The 22,989-nt window shown below is 40.5% G+C and carries 21 protein-coding genes; 10 read left to right on the top strand and 11 right to left on the bottom strand.

Features of this window, described 5'->3' with window-relative positions; all coding sequences use genetic code 11:
• Positions 1–83: 83 nt before the first annotated feature.
• From cobM to GJB62_RS20475, 4 genes are all read left to right on the top strand, one after another.
• Positions 84–875 (top strand): precorrin-4 C(11)-methyltransferase, encoded by a 792-nt coding sequence (gene cobM, locus GJB62_RS20490; protein WP_181852842.1) that lies wholly within the window; start codon positions 84–86, stop codon positions 873–875.
• Positions 876–1,019: 144 nt separating this feature from the next.
• Entirely contained in the window at positions 1,020–1,373 is a 354-nt protein-coding gene (locus GJB62_RS20485) for a phenylpyruvate tautomerase MIF-related protein (RefSeq protein WP_114081943.1), read from the top strand.
• 204 nt (positions 1,374–1,577) lie between these two features.
• Positions 1,578–2,672, top strand: coding sequence for a 23S rRNA (adenine(2503)-C(2))-methyltransferase RlmN (gene rlmN / locus GJB62_RS20480; RefSeq protein WP_114081942.1), 1,095 nt, complete (start codon positions 1,578–1,580; stop codon positions 2,670–2,672).
• Positions 2,673–3,243: 571 nt separating this feature from the next.
• The gene (locus GJB62_RS20475) at positions 3,244–3,717 is read left to right on the top strand and encodes a hypothetical protein (protein ID WP_114081941.1); all 474 of its coding nucleotides are present in this window, start codon (positions 3,244–3,246) and stop codon (positions 3,715–3,717) included.
• Positions 3,718–3,794: 77 nt separating this feature from the next.
• On the opposite strand, the gene GJB62_RS20470 is transcribed toward GJB62_RS20475, so the two are convergent.
• Positions 3,795–3,974 carry a hypothetical protein gene (locus GJB62_RS20470; RefSeq protein ID WP_012410305.1) on the bottom strand — a complete coding sequence of 60 codons (180 nt, stop codon included), beginning with the start codon at positions 3,972–3,974 and terminating at the stop codon, positions 3,795–3,797.
• Between the two features lie 702 nt (positions 3,975–4,676).
• Positions 4,677–6,554, bottom strand: a complete 1,878-nt coding sequence (gene uvrC / locus GJB62_RS20465) for an excinuclease ABC subunit UvrC (protein ID WP_114081940.1) — start codon at positions 6,552–6,554, stop codon at positions 4,677–4,679.
• A 625-nt stretch (positions 6,555–7,179) separates the two neighbouring features.
• Here uvrC and GJB62_RS20460 point away from each other — a divergent pair.
• Positions 7,180–7,359, top strand: a complete 180-nt coding sequence (locus GJB62_RS20460; protein ID WP_012410307.1) for a hypothetical protein — start codon at positions 7,180–7,182, stop codon at positions 7,357–7,359.
• Positions 7,360–7,380: 21 nt separating this feature from the next.
• Here GJB62_RS20460 and GJB62_RS20455 read toward each other — a convergent pair whose 3' ends face one another.
• The 7 genes from GJB62_RS20455 to GJB62_RS20425 form a co-directional block, all read right to left on the bottom strand.
• Positions 7,381–7,803 (bottom strand): response regulator, encoded by a 423-nt coding sequence (locus GJB62_RS20455; protein ID WP_114081939.1) that lies wholly within the window; start codon positions 7,801–7,803, stop codon positions 7,381–7,383.
• Between the two features lie 565 nt (positions 7,804–8,368).
• Positions 8,369–9,262 carry an NF038130 family PEP-CTERM protein gene (locus GJB62_RS20450; RefSeq protein WP_245245972.1) on the bottom strand — a complete coding sequence of 298 codons (894 nt, stop codon included), beginning with the start codon at positions 9,260–9,262 and terminating at the stop codon, positions 8,369–8,371.
• Between the two features lie 510 nt (positions 9,263–9,772).
• Positions 9,773–10,975 carry an LL-diaminopimelate aminotransferase gene (locus GJB62_RS20445; RefSeq protein ID WP_114082007.1) on the bottom strand — a complete coding sequence of 401 codons (1,203 nt, stop codon included), beginning with the start codon at positions 10,973–10,975 and terminating at the stop codon, positions 9,773–9,775.
• Between the two features lie 61 nt (positions 10,976–11,036).
• Positions 11,037–11,372 carry a thioredoxin family protein gene (locus GJB62_RS20440; RefSeq protein ID WP_012410311.1) on the bottom strand — a complete coding sequence of 112 codons (336 nt, stop codon included), beginning with the start codon at positions 11,370–11,372 and terminating at the stop codon, positions 11,037–11,039.
• Between the two features lie 174 nt (positions 11,373–11,546).
• Positions 11,547–12,323: a PspA/IM30 family protein gene (locus tag GJB62_RS20435; RefSeq protein ID WP_114081937.1), complete on the bottom strand. Its 777-nt coding sequence runs from the start codon at positions 12,321–12,323 to the stop codon at positions 11,547–11,549.
• Positions 12,324–12,485: 162 nt separating this feature from the next.
• Positions 12,486–13,241, bottom strand: coding sequence for a PspA/IM30 family protein (locus GJB62_RS20430; RefSeq protein ID WP_114081936.1), 756 nt, complete (start codon positions 13,239–13,241; stop codon positions 12,486–12,488).
• Between the two features lie 229 nt (positions 13,242–13,470).
• Complete coding sequence (locus GJB62_RS20425) at positions 13,471–14,817, bottom strand: hypothetical protein (protein WP_114081935.1); 1,347 nt, start codon at positions 14,815–14,817, stop codon at positions 13,471–13,473.
• A gap of 199 nt (positions 14,818–15,016) precedes the next feature.
• On the opposite strand from GJB62_RS20425, the gene GJB62_RS20420 reads away from it, so the two are divergent.
• Complete coding sequence (locus GJB62_RS20420) at positions 15,017–15,556, top strand: DciA family protein (protein WP_114081934.1); 540 nt, start codon at positions 15,017–15,019, stop codon at positions 15,554–15,556.
• 472 nt (positions 15,557–16,028) lie between these two features.
• Complete coding sequence (locus tag GJB62_RS20415; RefSeq protein WP_114081933.1) at positions 16,029–16,340, top strand: hypothetical protein; 312 nt, start codon at positions 16,029–16,031, stop codon at positions 16,338–16,340.
• A 127-nt stretch (positions 16,341–16,467) separates the two neighbouring features.
• On the opposite strand, the gene menB is transcribed toward GJB62_RS20415, so the two are convergent.
• Complete coding sequence (gene menB, locus GJB62_RS20410) at positions 16,468–17,301, bottom strand: 1,4-dihydroxy-2-naphthoyl-CoA synthase (RefSeq protein WP_114081932.1); 834 nt, start codon at positions 17,299–17,301, stop codon at positions 16,468–16,470.
• Positions 17,302–17,584: 283 nt separating this feature from the next.
• Here menB and GJB62_RS20405 point away from each other — a divergent pair, with 283 nt between their 5' ends.
• Entirely contained in the window at positions 17,585–18,397 is an 813-nt protein-coding gene (locus tag GJB62_RS20405; RefSeq protein ID WP_114081931.1) for a DUF2887 domain-containing protein, read from the top strand.
• Between the two features lie 73 nt (positions 18,398–18,470).
• Here GJB62_RS20405 and menD read toward each other — a convergent pair whose 3' ends face one another.
• Positions 18,471–20,225: a 2-succinyl-5-enolpyruvyl-6-hydroxy-3-cyclohexene-1-carboxylic-acid synthase gene (gene menD, locus GJB62_RS20400; protein WP_114081930.1), complete on the bottom strand. Its 1,755-nt coding sequence runs from the start codon at positions 20,223–20,225 to the stop codon at positions 18,471–18,473.
• 160 nt (positions 20,226–20,385) lie between these two features.
• Here menD and folB point away from each other — a divergent pair, with 160 nt between their 5' ends.
• Positions 20,386–20,754 carry a dihydroneopterin aldolase gene (gene folB, locus GJB62_RS20395; RefSeq protein ID WP_114081929.1) on the top strand — a complete coding sequence of 123 codons (369 nt, stop codon included), beginning with the start codon at positions 20,386–20,388 and terminating at the stop codon, positions 20,752–20,754.
• A gap of 913 nt (positions 20,755–21,667) precedes the next feature.
• Positions 21,668–22,951 carry a diguanylate cyclase gene (locus tag GJB62_RS20390; RefSeq protein WP_114081928.1) on the top strand — a complete coding sequence of 428 codons (1,284 nt, stop codon included), beginning with the start codon at positions 21,668–21,670 and terminating at the stop codon, positions 22,949–22,951.
• Positions 22,952–22,989 lie beyond the last annotated feature (38 nt).

Genomic DNA, 22,989 nt, shown 5'->3' with positions numbered 1-22,989 from the left:
ATCCGGAAAGATACTGAGAAAATATCAAAAAAGTTTTTTGAGGGATTGCCGTGGGTTCTTTTAAAAGTGAATATACAGAAAACCTGAGTTATAAAAAAACGCTATATGCCATAGAACCATCTGTGTATATTGTCGGAGCAGGCCCTGGAGATCCGGATTTATTGACGGTGAAGGCGCAGAAACTACTCGCTGTTGCTGATGTGATTTTATTTGCTGATTCTCTAATACCCGAACAGATTTTAGAACTTTGCCGAAAAGATGCGGAGATAATTAGAACTGCGAATCAGACTTTAGAAGAGATTTTGCCGATTATGATCGATAGGGTGCGATCGCAGCAAAAATCTCTAGTCCGTCTCCATTCTGGCGATCCTAGTCTCTACAGCGCCATCCACGAGCAAATGCACCTCCTCGCAGAGGCAAATATTCCTTTTGAAGTCATACCTGGTATCAGCGCTTTTCAAGCTGCTGCTGCCAAACTCAAAGTAGAACTAACTGTCCCCGGTTTAGTCCAAACCATCATTTTGACCCGCATCAGTGGACGTACAGAAGTCCCCGCAACTGAAGAATTAGCGTCTCTGGCAGCACATCAGGCTAGCCTCTGCTTATATCTCAGTGCGCGTCATGTCGAAAATGCCCAAGCTAAACTACTCGAACACTATCCGGCTGAAACCCCCATTGCAATTTGCTTTCGCATCGGATGGCCTGATGAAAAAATCAGGGTTGTCCCTCTGAATGAAATGGCGGAATGTACTCATCAAGAAGAATTAATTCGCACCACACTTTATATAATCAGTCCAGCCCTCTCAACAACAAAAGGGCGATCGCGTTTATATCATCCCGAATATGATCGCCTGTTTCGCTCATCTCATAACTAAATGTTGGGAATTGGGCATGGGGCATGGGTCATTGGGAATTAGGAATTGGGAAAACTGCCCCTTGTTTCTCTTGTTCCCCTTATCTGGTCTACGGTTCGGTAAACTTAACAGTGTGAATAAAATCCTAATTTCTAATTCGGTACTATGCCATTAATTAAAGTGCAAACTTCTGTGTCTGCTCCTCAAAAAGCTGAAATTGAGTCAATGCTTTTAAACCTATCTGCCAAGTTAGCAAAACATTTGGGAAAACCAGAATCTTATGTAATGACTGCTTTTGAGCCGGGAATTCCTATGACTTTTGCGGGAAATGCAGAACCGGTTTGCTACATTGAAATTAAGAGCATTGGCACAATGAAGCCAGATCAAACCGCAGCGATGAGTCAAGACTTTTGCCAGCAGATTAACCAAACTCTAGGTGTACCGAAAAATCGGATTTACATCGAGTTTGCAGACGCTAAGGGTGCAATGTGGGGCTGGAACGGCACAACCTTCGGTTAATTCCCTGTCTTTGGGACTTCCAAGAAATAAATTATCCAAATAAACGAACCACAGAGACGCAGAGAACACAGAGAGAAGAGAAATAGAGAGGATTTTTGCGTCAGTTTTGGGATATTTTTTTATTTGGAAGTCCCTTAGTTGGTCAAGACTAACTTGATCTAGCAGGTGTAGGATAGAGATCCTACATCAACTCTTGATTTTTTTATGTCTGCTACGCCTCTTGTATCTCAGGTTGACTCACACAACCCAGAAAAATCAGAATTAATCCCTCCCCTTCTCGGTGCTTCTCTGGCGGAGTTAAGCGCTTGGGTGCAGCAACAAGGACAACCTGCTTACAGAGGAAAGCAACTGCATGAATGGATCTATGATAAGGGAGTGCGATCGCTAGCTGATATTTCTGTCTTCTCTAAGCAATGGCGCAAAGAAGTAGCAGAAGTCCCCATTGGGCGCTCAACTTTACACTACCGCTCTGTGGCTCCCGATGGCACAGTCAAATATCTTTTACGATTAACAGACGGCCAAATTATTGAAACTGTTGGTATCCCCACCTTCGCAGAAAGGGGAGAAGGCCCAAAAGCCCGTTTAACAGTTTGCGTCTCTACTCAGGTGGGTTGCCCAATGGCGTGTGATTTCTGCGCTACTGGTAAGGGAGGCTACAAGCGTAACCTAGCACGTCATGAAATTATCGATCAGGTGTTAACCGTGCAAGAAGATTTTCAGCAACGGGTTAGCAATGTCGTTTTCATGGGATTGGGTGAACCCTTGTTGAATACTGAGAATGTCCTCGCAGCCCTGAAATCTCTGAACCAAGATATTGGTATCGGACAGCGATCGCTGACAGTTTCTACAGTTGGTATTCGCGATCGCATCCGTCAGTTCGCGCAAAATAATTTGCAAATCACTCTCGCTGTGAGTCTCCACGCACCCAACCAAGCGCTGCGAGAAAAACTCATCCCCAGCGCCCGCGCCTATCCTCTAGAAGAGTTGTTGGCTGAATGCCGAGAATATGTAGAAATCACTGGACGGCGCGTTACCTTTGAATATGTTCTTCTGGCTGGTGTCAACGATTTACCAGAACACGCATTAGAACTTTCAAAATGTATGCGAGGATTTCAATGTCATGTGAATTTGATTCCTTACAACCCCATCCAAGAAGTGGACTACAAACGCCCCAACCGCGATCGCATTGAAGCGTTTGTTAACGTCCTTAAGCAACAAAATACTGCTGTTAGTGTGCGTTATTCCCGTGGTTTAGAAGCCGATGCTGCTTGCGGACAATTGAGAGCAAGTAAAAATTAAACTTGTTGCAGTCAATTCTATGGATGAATATGAAACCGCAGATAAACACAGATATATCTAAGAAGTTATCTCTGTTTATCTATGGTGTAAAATCGCTTGAAATCTTTTTTTAGAGAAGTTTTCAAATATTTAGACTACGACGGGCGATAGAGAACAGGAAATTGTGTAGTTCAATTACTTGAAAAGCTTCGTAACTTTAACTGTACCAGATAGATGGATTACGGAAATCCGACAACCCATGTAATAAAATTTGAATGTATAATTTAATTAGTGATAAATATCTGAAAAGCGAGAGTTTTATGCAAAATCAACATAATGCACTAGATATAACCTTGATTTAGCAAGCTATTCTCAATGCACTGATATTTCGAAAACGTTATGGGCTGAAGAATATTAAGTACGTTGGTGTAGTCAGATGTAAGTATGGTGCAAACCCATAACGGTAAATAAAATATTAGCTTTAGTGAACTATTCCAAGCCCCTGTATTTATCTTGTATAGAGTAATTGTGTTGAAATTTTAAGGGTTTAGCGATCGCTAAACCCAACCTATAACAATGAGGAAATAACTGTATGTTAAATCGCTTGTCGCTATTTAAAGGATGGCTACTATTGATTGTGCTTGCAAAAGCTTTATCGATTAATTTTCCTGCTAATGCCCAAATAATTCAGACGAATCACCAGATGCAAGATTCATTGCAAGAAAGAATCAGACAACAACAAGAAGAGCAAAATCAGCAAACACAAGAACGAATGAAGGAAACATGGCTACGGCAAAACCTTCAACAACCTCAACTACTACAACCACAACAGAAAATACAACAGCAACAATTTACACGACAACGGCAAGAAATGCTCCGCCAGCAACAATTTAGACTACAACAAGACCAACTGAGAATACAACAGCAAGAATTTTCTCGACAGCAACAACTGAGAATACAAGATCAACAACTCAGACAAGATCAACAAATTAGACAACAGCAAGAATTTAGATTACAAGAACAGAGACGACAACAACAACTCAGACAACAGAATAAGAACTTGTAAAGCCTTCAAAATTTATCATAAGTGACTTTATTATTAAAAATTAGAGAAAACATTCTCCAATTTTTAATTTTTATTATCTAGCGCTGTGCATAAATTCCTGGTGCATAAGCCTCAATGACTTTGCCAGTACGAGTACAACTAATCATCAAGTAGTCACAACTAGAGCATTGTGTTCGAGTTAATTGACTATCAGAAATATAATAACGTTCTGCTTGGCAGCCACAATTCGGGCAGTAAATCTTTTGTACTGTCTGCATTTTAAAACCCCTGGTTGTAATTTATTTTTTATTTGAGAAGACTGCCAGTTAAAGTAGCAATAATTTTGGTTTGACCCAACTTAACAAACGACTTTAATATTGGCTAATTATTTTAAACAAAATTTCATGTTTGAAAAATTTTAGATATCTTTGTATATTATCCTAAAATTTAAGTGATCTTACCCTCCTACTTTAGATATATAAATTATTTTTTAATTAAATTCCGCTTAGTGATTTACTGATCCCTATGACGAATGCCTTGAGAGATCGCTATTTATAGTCATTTCGGACTAATACAAAAAAAGCCGTTCTTGTATTCAAAAATTAAAACCAATAAATTACTGTATCTTTAGTCACAAAAATTTTATCTTAAGATTTAGTTAATCTTTGCTAGCAATATTTATGAGGTTAAATTCTAGTGAAATAATTTAATCAAAATTAGCATACTTATCAGATATCGAAAATTTCCGGTATTTACACATCTTAAATTTTCGCAGACAACCTTAACTGAATTCTCTGTGAGAGTGGAACCAATACGGTTCGGTTAGGGGAAGAGACGCGATAAATCGCCGTCTTTACAATAATCACTTCTTTGTAGAGACGGCGATTTATCGCGTCTTTGCGATTTTATTTTCTAAGCACTCAACTATTTACTACAAAATTTTTACCTATTAATTTACATTTGACAGACTGTTAGTATTCTCAAGCGGGATGAAAATAATCGTAAATTTCTTGAGCTAAACGCGGCCCAATTCCTGGAACCTCTGCAAGTTGTGGGGTTGTTGCTTGGCGAATATAATCAACTGAGCGAAAATGCCCTAGTAACTGCTTTTGTCGATGATGTCCTAAGCCAGGAATTTCATCTAAACGCGATCGCTTCAATTTATCACTGCGTTGCTGACGATGGAAACTGACTGCAAACCGATGCGCTTCATCTCGCAATCGCCGCAACAACTGTACCCCCGGTTGTTCTGCATCAGTTGACAAGGGTTTAGATTCTCCCGGTAAAAAAATCTCTTCTCGCTGCTTTGCTAAACTCACAACTCGCAAGTCTTCTAATAAATTCATCTCTTGCAAAACGGCGATAACTGAAGATAACTGACCTTTACCACCATCAATCATGATTAAATCAGGCCAATCTGGATTACCCAAACGTGACAACTGTGGATCTTCCGCATACTTACGGAAGCGTCGCCCAATAACTTCAGCAAGACTAGCAAAATCATCTGAATGTCCCGCCGTCACAGTGGGATTTTTAATTTTGTAGTGGCGATAATGCTGTTTAGCGGGTAAACCGTCGATAAACACAACTTGGGAAGCTACAGCATTTGACCCTTGAATGTGGGAAATGTCATAACCTTCGATGCGATGGGGTACATCTGGTAAATCGAGAATGGTAGCTAAATCTTGCATTGATTGGTGATTGCGATCGCCAAATTTTTGCATTCTTTGCAATTCATACTGAGCATTTCGCTCTACCATCTCAATTAATTCTGCCTTAGTTTGCCGCAAAGGAGTCAAAATCGTGACTTTTTTACCTTTGCGTTGAGTTAAGACATCCGCCAATATGTCGCTATCTGGTAAATCATGCTGTACCAGAATTTCTAAGGGTATTTCCACCGAGTCAGCAGTTTGGTAATGTTCCTCTAAAGCTCGTTGTAAAATAGCTCCTGGTTCTGCATGAGCATCAGCCACAAAAGCTAAACGTCCTACCAATTGTCCAGCGCGAATCTGGAATAATTGAATACAAGCGTGTTCTTCGTTAGCTGCCAGTGCGATCGCATCCCGTGAAACTGTATCATCTGGTAAGGATACCTTTTGGTCAGCAGTCAGCGACTTTAACCCAGAAATTTGATCGCGAATCCGTGCTGCTGACTCAAAGTTCAAGTCTTCAGCTGCTGTATTCATCTGTTGAGTCAAAATATCAATCAATTCCTGAGTTCGCCCTTGGAATACCATCGCTATTTTTTGCACAATTTTGCGATATTCTTCTGGTGAAGTCAGCTTTTGACACACACCCGGACAACGCCCTAAATCATAATTTAAGCAGGGACGGTCTTTGAAAAGTGGTTGAGGTCGTTGTCGCTGGGGAAAGATGCGCTTGCAGATACGGACAATCTCTCGTAACAAACCAGCATCAGTATAAGGCCCGTAAAATTTATCTTTTTCTTTGCCGAATTGACGTTTACGGGTAATAAAAATTCGCGGATAATCTTCTGACCAAGTAATGCAGAGATAGGGATATTTTTTATCATCTTTGAGCAGCACGTTGAAATATGGCTGGTGCTGCTTAATCAAGTTGGCTTCTAGCGCTAAAGCTTCGGCTTCAGTATCAGTGACGATGAATTCAATTTCTGTCACTAACTTAACCATCGTGGCGATGCGTTCAGTCTTGTTGTAGCCATCGCGGAAATAGGAACGAACACGCGATCGCAATTTACGTGACTTACCTATATATATAATGCGATCGCTGTTGTCCCGCATGAAATAAACCCCCGGTTCCGGTGGAATTTCGGCTAGACGATTTTCCAGTCGTTCCGGCTCTTTAACCAGTGGTAGTATTTGAGTAGATATTGTCACAACCAAAATTAGGTAATCTTTCTCTATTTTAAGAAAAATTCTTTTTTCGTGCCGATTTCATAGAGTAATTATCAATTAAATATAAAGTAAAGATATTTTTAGTCTATAGATACTTCTGCGGCTACCTACGAGTTATCCAATGGAGTACCCACAGCTTGCTTAGTTTACGAGCTGACGTAAATCCTGCCACCAACAAGACTTGGGGCAAAATCCCCTTGTAAAGAAAGGTAAGTAACTTCCATCACAGTTTACTAGATGCCTTGCTGCACATATCACAACTTTGGAGCAGATAAGAGTTTATGTAGCTATTATCTTATTTGTCATCTGTTACTGCCAGAATCAAAACTTGGCTTTTTGAATTTATAATTAATATTTTCATAGAGATGAAATTTAATTATTTAAAAATTTATTTTATTGACTTATTAGCTTTATATATTCTTAGTTAAAATTAATGAAAATTCAAATATATGCTTATATAAATGCAGCGAGATCAATTACCAATAAACAGCAATTTTGATTATCAATTCAACTTATAATATTAAGCGATTTAACGGATTTAGGAATTTATATTTACGAATATGATTATAAATATAGTTATGATAATAATTAAGGTAACAGTTAAACTATGAACCTACAAGACTTTGAAGCCCAGTACCGTGAAGCTATGGCTGAAACGCTCAATGAGCTGCAAACCGCAGTTTTGCTGTTAGCACAAGTACAAAATAAAATTTTAACAATTGGCACTTCTGTACAACATATTAGTCAGCAAGTTGAAGAGTTCATTGAAGAGCAAAAAGCCGAATAAAGGTATGCCAAGTAAAAAAATCTATCTATGGCAACAAGTCAACTCTTTTTCAATTGTAAGTGTAAGATCCTTGAGTTTTAGAGGTTTGACAAAATATCGGCGTGCGCCTAAACTCATAGCTAATTCTTGATCTGCTTTAAAAGCAAAAGCGGAAACTACAATGATAGGTATTTTTGACACATCAGGTTTTTGCTGGACTTGTTTTAAGAGCGAATAACCGTCAATATCTGGTAGCTTCAAATCTAATAACATTAAATCTGGTTTAAATTTATCTATAGTAGAGAAAAAAGTAGAGCCTTCAGATAAGCTTTGGACATCGTACCCACAGTAACTTAGATAGTCACTCAGTAACAACCTATTAAGATAATGGTCTTCAACTAGCAAAATTCGTCTAACTTTGTGTGAGCGCAATGGCTGATCTATATTGAATAATTGTGCTGTCATTGCTACCTATTATCTGATTATCTTAAGTAAAAACCAACAATTATTACCATAAACCAAAACGGTAGTACATTTAAACTGTAAAATTAATAAAAAATTGACTTATGTAATGTAGTCAAAGATATTAATAAATCAAATTTAACTGTACTCCAATACTTAATAATAGTACGATTAAATATAATATTAATCAATTATTAAGCTTTTCTTTACGAGCTTTTTACAATTTATAGTTTTAAATAAAAGACTGATTTTAAAAAGTCAAGTTACCAATTCTTATAAGTAAAATTACTTAAGTAATACTAGGAGCAATAATAGGCTACTTGCCATTCATAGAAAAGTTTTTATGTGGATTTGAGGGTAAAATAATACAACTTTACGAAATTGCTGTTATAAATACGTTGGTAAGGACATAAATATATAGGCTCTTCCAAACGATTTATTTTTTGTAAATTTTATTAAAAATATATAACTTAGAAAATCAAATTATCTTATCGCTGGAAGAAAGTATTCATAAAAAAGGGAGCTAACAGCTCCTTTTTTTATTTGTAATTTTGAACTTGCAATCTTCTTAAATAGATGCTTTTTTCAATTTGCGTTGTGTAGCAAAGACACCAGCTACACCCAACAGACCCAGCATGACTGATGGTTCTGGGACTGCTGCGGGAGGTACACCTTGGATGGTGACTTCATAATTACCACTGTGAGACTTGCCATCAGCACCCGGCCCCGAATTGTTGCTTAATCCGCTTTCTGTAGCAGAAAAGCTGTAAAGTAAATTAGTCTTGCCGTTGTAGGTAACTTTAACAACTTCACTAGCTTGAAATCCATTTTTGAGAAGATTACCCAAGCTTCCTAACAGAGGCGCATAGTAATCTTTTAAATTGTAGTGACCTGCTAACCCAATTTTAATATCGCCAGTGGTGTCATTTTGATTAACGTAAGAGATATTAGGATCGCTAGAGCGTTGGAAACCATTGATGCCTAAAAATGCAGTAAAAGCTTGACTACGAGGGATAAAACTTGCTCCTAAACCAGCTGCATCATAAAATTGGTTGAACCAAGTATTTGCAAAGTTATTTACCCCATAGCTTGTACTCAATCCTGACCCAGTACTAAACCAATCTGTTGCTGTCAGGCTGCTTAAGGTAATACTTTGGCCACCAATTTGCCCCGTTAAGGCAGTGTTTTTGTTGAAATCAAAACCTACTGCCTCACTGCTGGCTCGTAACTCTACGTTTCCAGTGGGGTTTGCAGCATTGCCATCCAGTACTTTTTGTACATTTGCGGAGGTCTTGTCCACGGAGATGGTACTGTTACCTTGGACATCATAGACTAAATAATCACTGGCTTCTGTTCCACCAATAGTAGCGCCGGTGAGGGTTCCAGCTTGTGCTGGTACAGTAGCGATCGCGCTCACACCAATAGCCATTGAAGCGCCAATTACAAGTTTCTGAAAAGTCATTTTCATTGTTTTCAAGTCTCTGTCAGTTTGGAAATTAAGTTTTAAACTATTGCCGTTTATAGGCTTGGGCTGTCTTGACTACAGGCTTTTGGCAATACGGCAGCTTGAAAACGCCACCTGCATTGTTAGCCAACTTTGGTAGCTGAACGTACAAACCTACTTTAAGAGACCAGGAGACCTGATTGGGTAAAGTTACTTCGGATTATCAATAAAAATATGAAGAATATTTCTAGATTTTTATACGTTTAATTACTTAGATTTCTAAAAATTACTAATATTAAAAATTACAGATGAAATATTTTATATTCAGTAAAATACGGTTATTTATAGGGCAATAGGGTTCAGATAAGCTTTTTTCTCCTCCCCCGCATCCCCCTGCCTGCCTCAACTGATAAATTTCTTAACTGAACCGTATTGATTTATACGGGCGCGCGGCTGTGCGCCTTTGCTGCGTCTTCTATACATAGACTTTGCCGCAAAAAATATTTGGCGTTCAGCTTGAGAAGAAATTTAATAAAGGAACTGGGCGATTCTTTCCACAGCAGTTTCTAGCAAAGGTGGCTCATGTACTAAGGCAAAACGGACATAACCTTCCCCAGATTTGCCAAAGCCAGCACCAGGCGAAGCAGCTACACCAGTTTGTTTAACTAGCTGGGTACAAAATTCTATGGAGTTTTGACTCCAAGCTGAGGGTAATTTTGCCCAGATGTACATTGTGGCTTTGGGAGTAGGAACATTCCAGCCAATGGAGTGTAAAGCAGTGATGAAGGCATCACGACGTTGCTGGAAGATAGCGACAGCAGATTTTACCCCAGCTTGAGGGCCAGTTAGGGCTGCGATCGCACCATTTAAAATTCCCCGATACTGATTAAAATCAACGGCAGCTTTTACCTGGCGTAAGGCGTTAATTAACTCGGCATTACCAATGGCGTAGCCAATGCGGAAGCCGCCCATATTGTAGGACTTAGAAAGGGTAAAAAATTCAATCGAAACGCTTTTCTCTGGATCAGCTTGCAGAATTGAAGGGACTAAGGATTTTGGATTGGGAGAAGAATCTGCCCACTCCCCAGTTTCCTGAAATACTAAATCTACGTAGGGGAAATCGTGAACTAGGGCGAGATTGTGTTGTTGACAGAAGGCGACAGCTTCTTGGAAGAAAGATAAAGGAGCGATCGCTGAGGTGGGATTGTGAGGATAACTTAATACCATCATCCGCGACTGGGCCAAAACTGGGGCGGGAATATCCGCAAACACTGGTAAAAAAGCGTTTTCTGCCCGTAATGGCATCGGGTAGATTTGACCACTGGCTAGGTGGACTCCCCCGACGTGAGAGGGATAACCTGGGTCGAGCAACAGGGCAAAATCTCCTGGATTGAGCAATGCTAGAGGTAAATGGGCTGTACCCTCTTGAGAACCAATCAGAGGTAGTACCTCAGTTTGGGGATTTACTTTGATGCCAAATTTTTGTTCGTACCAGTTGGCTGCCGCTTCACGAAACCCAAGAGTACCGTTAAACAACAAATAGCCGTGGGTACTGCGATCGTGGAGAGATTGGGCGATCGCCTCAATGATGTGTGCCTCGACTGGTAAATCAGAAGACCCCAACGACAAATCAATTACTTCTTGTCCAGCGGCCAAAGCGATTGCCTTGGCTCTGTCCATATCAGCAAATACATTAGATTGCAGGGGTTGTAAACGCTTTGCAAATTGCATATTAGTCATTAGTCATTTGTCATTGGTCATTAGTCATTAGTTATGGACTATGAACTATTGACTAATTACTATTTAAGTGCGTATCTAAGAGTTCGAGTAACTTATCTTTACCGATGACTCCCTCAGTCGAAATTAAAACTTCCTGGCCTTGAAATAGTCTCAGAGCCGGAACACCTTCCACTTGGTACTGCTTAACAGTGAGTGGGTTGGGGTCAATTTCCATTTTCACGACTTTGAGGCGATCGCTATATTTGCTAGCAGCTGAGTTAATCATGGGCGACATCAATTGACAAGGGCCACACCAGGAAGCCCAAAAGTAAACTAATACAGGCTGTTCAGCTTTTAACACTTCTGTTTCAAACTCAGCATCAGTTATGGTGATTACAGCCTTACTCATTGCAGTCTCCATCCGGTGGCGATCAAAGTTGGCACACACAATACTTTATCCCAAAGTAGTCAATAGTCCATAATCAATAATTCATAGTTATTTTGACTGTTAACTATTGACTAATGATATAAAATCCCACAACCAACAGGCGTGGGACTAGCTCAAATAAGTTTTCTGGCAATTTTATAGTTGATCCAATTGCTTGCGTAGGGAATCCAACTCGGCATCAACCACTTCATTCGACTTAGCAGGAGTGGTTTCTTGTTGGGGTGGAAGTTGTGCTTGAGTTACTGGAGTAGCGGGTGGTAGCATTTGCGCTTTCAAAGCTGCCAATTCATCATCAACATCGCTACTACCTTCCAACCGGGCAAATTGGGTTTCTAAATCTGCACCTGCTAACTCTCCTTGTGCCTGGGCCCGGGCTTCTTGCATCAAGACTTTTTCTTCCATCCGCTCGAAGGCAGACATTGCACTGCTGGTATTCATCCCACGCACCATGCCTTGGAGTTGCTCTTGGGCTTTGGCAGTTGTGATCCGAGCTTTAAGCATTTCTTTCTTGGTTTTAGCCTCAGAAATTTTGCTTTCCAGCTGGATTAAGTTGCGCTTGAGGGTTTCAACTTGAGTACTTTGGGTATCTAAGCTAGCTTTGAGGGCGGCGCTGGTGTCAGTATAAGTTTTTTTGCGCTCTAGAGCTTGCCTTGCTAGGTTCTCATCACCTTTTTGCAGTGCTAGTTGAGCATTGCGTTGCCACTTATTGATTTCATTTTGGGCATCATTGTACTGTTTCTCACTACGTTTTTGGGCGGCGATCGCTTGGGCTACTCCCTGACGCAGCTGCACCAAGTCTTCCTGCATTTCCAGGATGGCTTGTTCTAGCATTTTTTCGGGGTCTTCGGCTTTGTTAACCAGGTCGTTGAGGTTAGAACTAACTACTCGCTTAATGCGATCGAATAATCCCATAACTTTGTTTTTCCTTGTTTGGTTTACGCTTTTTGCTGGACAGTTAGCTTTTTTACTTTTTAATAGCTACCTATTTCAATGTAATCTTTCCGGTTGGAATCAGTACGTTATAACAACTCTTAATTCTTAAGATATCTCCAAACTGGGGTAATTAGCCGAACTTCAAGAGTCTTGAGTTTTAGGTAACTGCTGTTGAGGAGGCTGTACCGTGTTCTGCTTCTCCTCGGTAAGCAGATTGTTGTGCTGTGTGTTTTCTGCCTGATTTAAAACCTGCACCTTCATCGCGGCTAATTCAGTATCCACATTATTAGTAGATTCCAAGGAAGTAAATTGTGTTTCCAAGTCGTCGCTACCGAGTTGGGCAATTGCTTCTGAATGAGCTTCTATTTGCAAAACTTTTTCTTCCATACGCTCAAAGGCGCTCAGACTGCTAGTGGTAGAAACTCCCCCAAGCATTTCCTGGAGGCGAGAAGAGGCTTCAGCAGAACGGGCGCGAGCAATATACATATCTTTTTTTGTTTTCGCCTCGGAAATTTTTAACTCTAGCGATCGCATATCCTTTTTTAGCCTAGCGACTATATCGTTTTGCTGCTCTATCTGAGAAAAGAGGGCTGTACTGGTTTCTTTATAAGCTTGGCGCTTAGTCAAAGCTTCCCGTGCTAGAGGTTCATTGCCTTGTTGTAAGGCCAATTGGGCGCGGCGATACCATTCTTCTGTTTGAGAGTTGGCAGCCGCTGCCTGTCGTTGGGTGCGTTTTTGGGTAGCGATCGCTTGTGCTACACCCGAACGCAACTGCACCAGATTTTCCTGCATCTCTAGGACAGTTTGCTCTAGAATCTTTTCTGGATCTTCTGCACCACCGATCAAACTATTGAGATTAGAGCGAATCACCCGCAGAATACGCTTGATTAATTCCATGTCGGCTCTCCATTCACGAAACTCAATGCTGAGTAATGAGTGCTGAGTATAAAAATTTTGTAGGAGGGTAGTTATGAAGTGCTGAATACTCAGTAATTTAATTGAGTATAAAATTTTTGTCGTAGTCAGATTTTGTATCTACTACTCAGCACGGGCTAAACCTTAGCTATCCGCTAACAGCACTCATAAGTCAGGACTGTTATCTCATGGTATCGTAGATTTTTGCAACTTATGGTTGCTGAACTCGTGCCTTAATTCCCTTTGTCTGTAATAATTGCATCTGTTTTTGTACTTGCTCTTTAGTCTTAAAAGCACCGAGATAAATCAATTCTTTGTTGGGTGATAAATAAGCATCAGGAATTACTTGCCGTGCTGAAGCATAAGCTGCACCTTTATTATCTATCACGACATGGTAGAACCCATCTGTTCCTGGTTTGATTTCTGCATTAGGCTTTGGTGAGGCTGTGATTGGCTGGGGCGAGGTTTTTGCCGTTGAAATGGGAGGTAAATTTAGGGGAGGTAAGGATTGTACAGTTGGTACTGGCGCTAGAGCGATCGGATCTGTCGGTTTTAGGGCTGTATTGGGGTTAGACAATGGCGCTTGAGGATTTACAGGGTTTTGGCGAACGGCTGGATTAGCGACGGTTGGTTGGACTTTAGGTTGTAAGCCAACTAGATCATTAGGATCTCTCACATCAGGAAACTCTTGGGCCGCAAGATTGGGATACATAGATGATGTGCTTGGTGGCTGGATCTGAGGTTGGACATTACTCCCAACTTCTTCAGTATTTCCTGGTGTAGGAGACGAGTTTCCGTTAAACAACTTGCCTAAATTCCATTGAGGCAAGCCTTTAGGATTGAATACTACATAACCCAAGGTAAGACTTGCTAACAATAGCAGCAACATTGAGCCGATACCTAAAGGTGATAGCAGACTGTCACTAGAATTGCTTGGTTTTTGGGTTTCTGGTTGTTCTTCTGTCAGACTTCGCAGTAGTGCTTCACTAGATTCTAAGTAGTCATCTGGGTGCTTAGGGGTGTTATCTGTCTGCAAAAGATTTTCGCTCTTAGTATCTTTAACAATTGCTGGCACGATGCTGCTACTAAAATTCGGCGGTGGCGGTGGAAGTTGAGTTTGTGTTTTAGCAGAATCTTGGGTAGAGGGCACATTGAGATTATTTGGTTCTTCGGTATTTACTGTAACTGGCGCTCGGTTCACCTCATGATTCACAACTAGAGAAGATGCTGGTGGTACGTCAATTTCTGTAACTGGCGCTGGGGTTCCCTGATGATTCACAGGTACAGCAGGCGGCACGTTAGTTTTAATTTCCGTTACTGATGACTGAGTTGTTCCCAATGTTGTAGGAATGGCAGTCAAGGACTGGGTTTGACTGCTCATGTAACTTGCAACACGGCGTTGGTTTGATGACACTAAACCATTTCGCGTGCGTCGGTATCGAGCTAATTCTTGATCTAGCGGTACTTCTAAACTTGCTAGTGCTGCTGTTAGTGCTGGTTTCAACCCAGGCGTTTTAGACGATTGAGTACCGGAATCGTTTAGGGGGTTTTGAGTCATTGCCTGTGTGCCTCAAACGTAGATTTCTGGAATAACTATAGATATATTTCTGACAATATTAGCGAAAATTATTTAAATAGATTGGGGATTGGGGAAGAGGTGACAGGTGACAGGTGATAGTGAATAATCTGCACCCTGTAACCTGTAACCTGTAACCTGTACCCTATCCTATTCCCTTCTTCTCTCCCCACTTTGAATGATGTCGTTGAAATCAATTAATGATATTTTAGGCGTTCTGGAAAAGCAGTCTAAATGGCAGGAGCAACCATTTCAACACTTGCTCAAGTGTTGGGCAAGTGTTGTTGGGCCAGTGGTTGCCGCAAATACTCGACCATTGTCGATTCAACGCGATGTTTTGTCGGTAGCAACTTCTAGCGCTGCTTGGGCGCAAAACCTGACTTTTGGTCGCACGTCTCTGCTTTTAAAGTTGAATAAAATACTGCCAACGCCTTTGGTTGATATTCGCTTCTCTACTGCTAGCTGGCAGAATCCATCTGTGGAGAGAAAACAGCAACAAACGGTTTTGCCCCACGAGCATCCCAGTTACCTTGGTGATGAGATTAGCCGCCCTGATGTTACACCCACCAAGGATGTAAATGCTGCTTTTGGGCATTGGACGAAGATTATGCGATCGCGATCGCATGGCTTACCCCTTTGTCCTCAATGTGAATCTCCCACCCCGCCCGGCGAACTCCAGCGCTGGGCAGTCTGTTCTGTCTGTGCTGCTAAAAAGTTTTAAAGTAAGTCAGTCTTGGCCTAAATTGAACGCAAAATATTTTAGCGATTATTCCTTGGGCAGAATTTATCTCAAAGTAATTTGCTGCTGCCATCTAGATAAGTTCGTTCTAATTCTTGAGAAAAAAGATGTTTTACAGCTAAAATATACCAAACGTGGTACTAAAACCAGACTATTTATCTGAAATTATATGTCTTAAGGCATCCTTAAGGAGGAAGTTAAAAGGCTAAATAAATCAAAATCTTTAGTTTTACTCTTGATCCCTAATAAGTTTTAGCCAAAATCAATAGGTAATCACTCTCCAGATTATTTAAAAATATAACAAGATTATAAAAATATCCTAAAGTTTATTTTTTCGTCGGGATCGCTGAAAGCTATAGAAAATAATGGTTTTTTGGCTTTTATCCGTCTTTATATATAGAAGCAAAATATAAAGATGAAATTCAGCCGAAAACGGCACTAAAGATGAATCCGAATGAAACCTATTAAATTTTTAGCATCTGCCTGTAAATATTGCCGTCATTACCAGCCAGAAGGTCGCCGTGGTGGAACGTGCCAGCAGTTGGGAGCGCCAGTCCAAGCAACTTGGAAGGCTTGCTCCTTGGCGCTCCCACCTTTTGCACCTTCTTGGGAAACCTTGGAAGATGCTTGGACTTTGCCAGATGCTAGACCAGTTTTAGCTTGTTCTCATTCCCCGGCTTCAGATTTAGATCATGCTGCTCCTGTAGAAGAAATAACTGCCTCTATATATTCTGAAGAGGCCAAGACTGAAGCAGTGTTTATTTAGTTATCCATTATTACTGAACCAATTTTGTAGTTTGCTTAAGATAAGATTTGCTTTTAAGATATTTAGTGCCATAAACATTGACATTTGCAAAAATCGCACCCTTTATTGAGGTGCGATTTTTGCAATTTTAAGGTAGCCAAGGAAAAGAGCGAAAATCTGGTGGACGCTTTTCGAGAAAAGCTTGTTTGCCTTCAGACCCTTCTTCTGTCATGTAATAGAGTAAGGTGGCATTGCCAGCGAGTTCTTGTAAACCAGCTTGTCCGTCACAATCAGCATTGAAGGCGGCTTTGAGACATCGAATTGCGATCGGACTTTTTTCTAAAATCTCCTGCGCCCATTGAATACCTTCCGCTTCTAGTTGTTCGACTGGGACGACGCAATTAATTAAACCCATTTCTAGCGCTTGTTGGGCATCATATTGGCGGCAAAGAAACCAAATTTCTCTAGCTTTTTTTTGCCCCACGATGCGGGCAAGATAGCTGGCTCCAAAACCACCGTCAAAACTGCCGACTTTCGGGCCTGTCTGTCCGAAAATGGCGTTATCGGCAGCAATGGTAAGGTCGCAAATTAAGTGTAGAACGTGTCCACCACCGATCGCATATCCAGCGACTAAAGCAATCACCACTTTCGGCATCGAACGAATCAGGCGTTGTAAGTCCAGCACATTCAAGCGAGGGATACCAGTGTCATCCAGATAACCCGCATGTCCGCGCACGCTTTGATCGCCACCGGAACAGAAGGCATATTTACCATCAGTATGTGGGCCATAGCCAGTAAATAGGACGACACCAATAGTAGTATCTTCACGAGCATTAGAGAAAGCGTCATACAGTTCAAAGACTGTTTCAGGACGGAAAGCATTGCGTTTATGAGGGCGGTTGATGGTGATTTTTGCAATGCCATCAGTTTTTTGATACAGAATGTCTTCGTAGGTTTTGGCAGTTTGCCAGTTAGTTTGCATTGGTATGGAGTGCGCTGTTGTGCTTGAGAATTTTATCGCGGACGTAGGGACATGCGATACCTGCGGTGGGCTACCCCGGATTTCTCACGCATAGTGTAGGCTTCAGGGGAAGAGGAGTGTGGGGAGTGTGGGGGGTAAGACTTCTTCCCCATCCTCCCACACTTCCCACACCTCCCACACCCCTTGGATTTCTCACTTGTGAGAAATCCAGGCTACGCCTACGCTAAAATTGTTGTCTCAAGCCTTTACAATCTGGTAATTGTCTGGGTGTTGAGGAATAAAAATGCGACGTGACACCATCTTCTATAAATTATTTAAGCAATTTCCCGGTTTGCTATTTGAATTAGTAGATGAACCACCTCCAGAAGCAGAAAACTACCAGTTTGAATCAGTTGAAGTGAAAGAAACGGCGTTTCGGATTGATGGAGTATTTTTACCTCCGGCTGATGCAGTTTCCAAAACCGTCTTTTTTGCAGAAGTCCAGTTTCAGAAGGACGAAGACTTATATCACCGCTTCTTTAGTGAGTTGTTTTTGTTTCTCTACCGCCACTCTATCCGTTACGATGACTGGTTTGGGGTCATAATTTTTGGCTCTCGCAGCCTGGAACCTTCTTCCTCTTCGATTCACCGCGCTTTATTGGAAAGTGATCAAGTCAGGCGGGTTTATCTGGATGAGTTGGGAGATTTACGACAACAACCTTTGGGATTGGGTTTGATGTTGCTGACAAATGTTACTTCTGAAACCGAAGCAGTGGAAGGGGCGCGGTTTTTGCTGGAACAAGCACGGCAACAATCGGAGCAAGCGATAATTGATTTAGTGACGACGATTATTGTCTATAAGTTTTCTAATCTTAGTCGAGAGGAGATTGCAGCGATGTTGGGACTGAATTTGGAAGAACCACGGGCTATTAGGGAAGCAAAGGAAGAAGGAGAAAGAAAGGTCGTTTTACGACAGTTAAACCGACTTGTGGGTGCGATTCCTGATGCGCTTCTGTCTCAGATTCAAGGGTTATCGGTGGAACAGTTGGAAGCTTTAGGTGATGCTTTGTTGGATTTCTCTTCTCTTGCTGATTTGGAAGGATGGTTACAACGTTAAGTAAGCGGGTAAATTTCACGTAGAGGAGAAGGCGATCGCACTCCGTAAAATAATTATGGCTATAACAGAATAGTTAAATTACAATATCTGCGGCAAAGTTTCTTAAATTCTCCTGTCGCCACTTAGCATCTAATTTCCGATTTGTTCGCAACTCTAAAACCCTAATTCCTTTAGCTGGTAGTTGGTTTAATTTTTGCTGCAACTGCTCCCAAGAAGTTATCAATTCATGCTGCACATTATAAGTAGCACATAACTGAACAAAATCAATATCCTGGGGAGTGCCAAAAAATTCTTCAAATGGCGGGTCAAATTTGGCAATGGGTAACATTTCAAAAATCCCACCGCCATTGTTATTGATTAACAAAATTGTGAGATGTCCGACAAACTTATTGCGGATTAAAAAACCATTGGTGTCATGTAACAAAGCTAAATCTCCCGTTAACATCACACTACTTTGTTGGCGATGGGCAATTCCTAAAGCTGTGGATAATGTGCCATCGATGCCATTTGCACCTCGGTTAAAGTGCGATCGCACTCCTAAATTATTCGGTTTCCAGAAATATTCTACATCCCGTACAGGCATACTGTTGCCAATGAATAGAGGCGTTCCTGGCGGTAAAATCTGAGAAATTAACCAAGCTGCTTTACTCTCAATGATTTCATCTATTTTCCCCATCGTCTCATCAACAGCTAACCTAACCTTAGTTTCCACATCACACCATTGCTGCAAATAGTCTGAGGATAAAGATAAATTTATCTCCTCTGCTTTTATATCTTCTACAGATATCCGTAAATGCGTCGTCCTCCCATGCAAAGGGTCGAGGTTTTGGTCACTGGGGTCAATTACCCAGCGTCGGGGTTGAGTTGTATCTATCCAGCTACGCAGTTCTTTACTCGTAGGCATTTCACCCACCTGAATCACCATTTCGGGCGCTAACTGCTTTGCTAGTTGCTGATTTCGCAAAATCAGGTCATAAGTGGAAATTAAATAATGGTTGAATTCGGCATAATTTCTGACTGGGGAGAGTCCCTCAGCTAGCACTGGCCATTTGAGAGTTTGGGAAAGTTGCGCGATCGCTCTACAATACTCTTCTGGTTGTGACGGTTGGGCAACACCTGCAATGATAATGCCGCGATCGCATTCTTTCCATTCTTTGGGTATGGGTAATGGGGAATGGGGAATAGGGAATGGGTTTGCTATTCCTGCGAAGAAGTCTTCTGGGTGGAACTGGGACTGTAAATAACTCAAGTCAATTCCATCAGGAACAGGCGCTAAGGGATCGCGAAAGGGAATATTTAAATGTACTGGCCCCTTTGTAGGAGTTTGCGCTCTTTCCCAGCTATGAATTACTGTTTGTCGCAGGTAAGCTAGCATTCCCAGATCAGCAGAGGGTAAGGCTAACTCTGTTTGCCAATTTGGGTAGGTTCCATATAATCTCAACTGATCTACAGTTTGACCAGAGTGACAATCTCGCAATTCTGGCGGTCTATCAGTGGTTAATACCAACAGTGGTACGCGACTATATGAAGCTTCAATGACTGCTGAATAAAAATTTGCTCCTGCTGTACCAGAGGTACAAACTAGTACCACAGGGCGACCGGTGGCTTGAGCTTGTCCCAAAGCGAAAAAGGCTGCGGAACGTTCATCGAGAATGGAAATCGCTTCAATCTCAGGTGCTTGTTGAGCAAAGGCGATCGCTAAGGGTGTAGAGCGTGATCCAGGACAAATGATGGCACAAGTCAATCCCAACCGCTTTAGGGTCTCTGTTAAAATGTAAGCCCAAAGTTGATTAACATTCCTAAAGGCGATCGGCATTAAATCAAACATAGCTATAAAACAATCTGAAATTTTAGATTTTGTTTAGGGAAATTTAATTTAAAATCCATCTGGGAAAGTTTGGTGAAAAGAAGTCCAAGGGAGGGAAGCCGATCCTCGATACTTTCTTGCTCCACTTTCTACAAAATGCCCAATTTGCTCTCAAACTTTTATGGACTGCATTCATTTAACGGGAATTCGCTGCTATGGCTACACTGGGTATTTACGAGAAGAACAAGTGCTAGGACAATGGTTTGAGGTGGATGTGAGGTTATGGTTGGATATCTCCACAGCGGCCAAGACTGACGCGATCGAAGACACTTTAGATTATCGCAGCGTCATTAGCTTGATACAACATCTGGTCAAAACGTCTAAGTTTGCTTTGGTGGAGAAATTGGTAGCAACGATCGCAGATTCTATTCTCCAAGAGTGCGATCGTGTAACACAAGTCCAAGTAATTCTGAGCAAACCTGCTGCACCTATTCCAGATTTTGGTGGCAAAATTAGCATTGAACTTACTAAAAGTAAGTCCAATCTCTAAAGCACAAAACGTGTTTTTTTTGTCAATATCTATAAAATAGCAAAAACAGGGGGTTTTTATGGAGCGCGGAAGTATCTCACAAAGAAAATCTTTCCTGCCATTGCCCCCAGCACTTGCTCGTTATCAAAAAACACTAAAAAATCATGTTATTTGCTGATGAGCATTTAACATGCATATTTTCAGTTAAAACAATTTGTGATTTAGTATTAACTAAAACCAATAAATAATTTTAATTTATACTCTTTCATTCACAATTCAAAATTTCATACAAATTCTTTGTGAAACTGCACAAAAGCAAGATTACTTGGTAAAACTAGGCGCAAAATCTCCTTGTTTTGGAACAACCTTAGAGAATTAGTAATCAGACAGTTTCAGACGATAATTTGCATCCCGACTGAGACAAACACTATTTGTAGACAAAGTTTTATTAAACTCTTTAATTTCAGATAACGATTAATTTTTAGTAGTATTATAATCAATGGATATTATCATATTACATACAAGATACTATATTAATTTTTTCAAATTATTTGAAAGTGATAGACTGTGATTTTATGAACTTTTATTCTTGATTAATTTTGACATAAATACTATACTTAATGTTTGTTTTATTTAAGACTATGATTGCTTGTATATTGTTGAAAATAAATTTTTGATTACTGCTAATTATATGGTAATTTACATTCTTATGCTACTGACATGATATTAGCTGCATACATTAATCACAATGAGCTTTGATAAACACAGAAATTATTGGAGGTTAATAATACGATGCTATTTGCTCATTAGTTAAGTATTTATATCAAGCAATACTACAGAGTCGTAAAAGATTGTTTATGATAAAATAATAACTTTTCTATTGAGTTGACACTGACAACAAAAATCTGAACCCTAGCAAACAGGTTGTTTTACCATGTTCGCCCGCAAAATCCTAGTTGTTGAGGATGAAAAAATCATAGCCTCAAATATTAGAAAAAGTTTACAAAAATTAGGTTATTCTGTATCAGAAACTACTAAGTCTGGTGAAGAAGCAATAAAAAAGGTAGCAGAAACTCATCCACATTTAGTATTAATTAATATCTGCCTAGCTGGTGAAATTGACGGTGTGAATGTAGCAGACATCATCCAGAATCACTTCCATGTGCCTGTAGTATATTTAACAGAGTATTCGGAATATAAAACATTATATGAAAACCAGCTAAGTGAGCCTTTTAGTTACATAGTCAAACCATTTATTGAAAGTGATTTACATTTTGCGATTGAAATGGCTCTATACAAACATCAAAGCAAAAAAATATTATACGAAGAAAAACAAAGGCTGGCAGCAATTATTAATAGTATGAGCAGTGCAGTGATTGTGACTTATGCTAATGGTTGTATTCAAATGATGAATCCCACAGCAGAAATAATCACGGGTTGGAAGGAAAGTGAAGCGTTTGGTAAAGATTTAGTAGAAGTAGTTAACTTAGTTGACAAAGATGTAGGAGAAAAAATTGAAAATTTAGCCGCAGATGTAATCAAAACAGGTGAAATTTTGGATTTTCCAGAAAACTGTATACTGATTACCAAAGATGGCAAAGAGATAGCGATTGGGGATAAAGTTGCACCCATCCGCGATCGCAATGGTAATATCACTGGTGCAGTTTTAGTGTTTCAAGATATCACCAAACGCAAGCAGACAGAGGCACAATTGATCCGTAATGCGTTTTATGATGGGCTAACAGCATTACCAAATCGTGTTTTATTTCTAGACAGGCTCAGACAAACAATTGAGCGCAGCAAACGCAGAAGCGATTATTATTTTGCAGTTTTATTTTTGGATTTAGATGGTTTCAAAGATATTAATGATCGCTTTGGGCATGGAATAGGGGATGAGTTTTTAGTAGCGATCGCTAGACGTTTAGAGTCCTGCTTACGTGGTGGTGATACTGTAGCCCGATTTGGTGGTGATGAGTTTACAGTTCTTTTAGAGGATATTAAAGACATTACCGATGCTACCAATGTTGCCAAACGGATTCAAGAATCGTTGCGATCGCCACTTAAGCTGAATGGATGTGAATTATCTACTACAGCTAGTATTGGTATTGCTTGGAATTTTAGTAGTTATGAGGAACCTGCAACTCTGCTACGGGATGCTGATATTGCTATGTACCGAGCTAAACGGCAGGGAAAAGCGACTTATGCCATATTTAGTTAAGGATAGAATATGTGCTAATTTAGTTGCTGCTAAGGTTA

The sequence above is a fragment of the Nostoc sp. ATCC 53789 genome (genome assembly GCF_009873495.1).
Taxonomy (GTDB): Bacteria; Cyanobacteriota; Cyanobacteriia; order Cyanobacteriales; family Nostocaceae; genus Nostoc; species Nostoc muscorum_A.
The sequence above is the reverse complement of the archived record's forward strand: the minus strand, read 5'-3'. Positions and strand labels throughout refer to the sequence as shown.

Bases quoted from the DNA above. Each gene is read 5' to 3' on its own strand.
- GJB62_RS20420 (WP_114081934.1), top strand. From the start codon at position 15,017: ATGTCGTTGAAATCAATTAATGATATTTTAGGCGTTCTGGAAAAGCAG.
- menD (WP_114081930.1), bottom strand. From the start codon at position 20,225: ATGTTTGATTTAATGCCGATCGCCTTTAGGAATGTTAATCAACTTTGG.
- GJB62_RS20435 (WP_114081937.1), bottom strand. From the start codon at position 12,323: ATGGGATTATTCGATCGCATTAAGCGAGTAGTTAGTTCTAACCTCAAC.
- GJB62_RS20470 (WP_012410305.1), bottom strand. From the start codon at position 3,974: ATGCAGACAGTACAAAAGATTTACTGCCCGAATTGTGGCTGCCAAGCA.
- folB (WP_114081929.1), top strand. From the start codon at position 20,386: ATGGACTGCATTCATTTAACGGGAATTCGCTGCTATGGCTACACTGGG.
- GJB62_RS20440 (WP_012410311.1), bottom strand. From the start codon at position 11,372: ATGAGTAAGGCTGTAATCACCATAACTGATGCTGAGTTTGAAACAGAA.
- GJB62_RS20455 (WP_114081939.1), bottom strand. From the start codon at position 7,803: ATGACAGCACAATTATTCAATATAGATCAGCCATTGCGCTCACACAAA.
- GJB62_RS20475 (WP_114081941.1), top strand. From the start codon at position 3,244: ATGTTAAATCGCTTGTCGCTATTTAAAGGATGGCTACTATTGATTGTG.
- GJB62_RS20485 (WP_114081943.1), top strand. From the start codon at position 1,020: ATGCCATTAATTAAAGTGCAAACTTCTGTGTCTGCTCCTCAAAAAGCT.
- GJB62_RS20405 (WP_114081931.1), top strand. From the start codon at position 17,585: ATGCGACGTGACACCATCTTCTATAAATTATTTAAGCAATTTCCCGGT.
- GJB62_RS20450 (WP_245245972.1), bottom strand. From the start codon at position 9,262: ATGACTTTTCAGAAACTTGTAATTGGCGCTTCAATGGCTATTGGTGTG.
- GJB62_RS20425 (WP_114081935.1), bottom strand. From the start codon at position 14,817: ATGACTCAAAACCCCCTAAACGATTCCGGTACTCAATCGTCTAAAACG.
- GJB62_RS20460 (WP_012410307.1), top strand. From the start codon at position 7,180: ATGAACCTACAAGACTTTGAAGCCCAGTACCGTGAAGCTATGGCTGAA.
- GJB62_RS20445 (WP_114082007.1), bottom strand. From the start codon at position 10,975: ATGCAATTTGCAAAGCGTTTACAACCCCTGCAATCTAATGTATTTGCT.
- menB (WP_114081932.1), bottom strand. From the start codon at position 17,301: ATGCAAACTAACTGGCAAACTGCCAAAACCTACGAAGACATTCTGTAT.
- rlmN (WP_114081942.1), top strand. From the start codon at position 1,578: ATGTCTGCTACGCCTCTTGTATCTCAGGTTGACTCACACAACCCAGAA.
- GJB62_RS20430 (WP_114081936.1), bottom strand. From the start codon at position 13,241: ATGGAATTAATCAAGCGTATTCTGCGGGTGATTCGCTCTAATCTCAAT.
- GJB62_RS20415 (WP_114081933.1), top strand. From the start codon at position 16,029: ATGAAACCTATTAAATTTTTAGCATCTGCCTGTAAATATTGCCGTCAT.
- GJB62_RS20390 (WP_114081928.1), top strand. From the start codon at position 21,668: ATGTTCGCCCGCAAAATCCTAGTTGTTGAGGATGAAAAAATCATAGCC.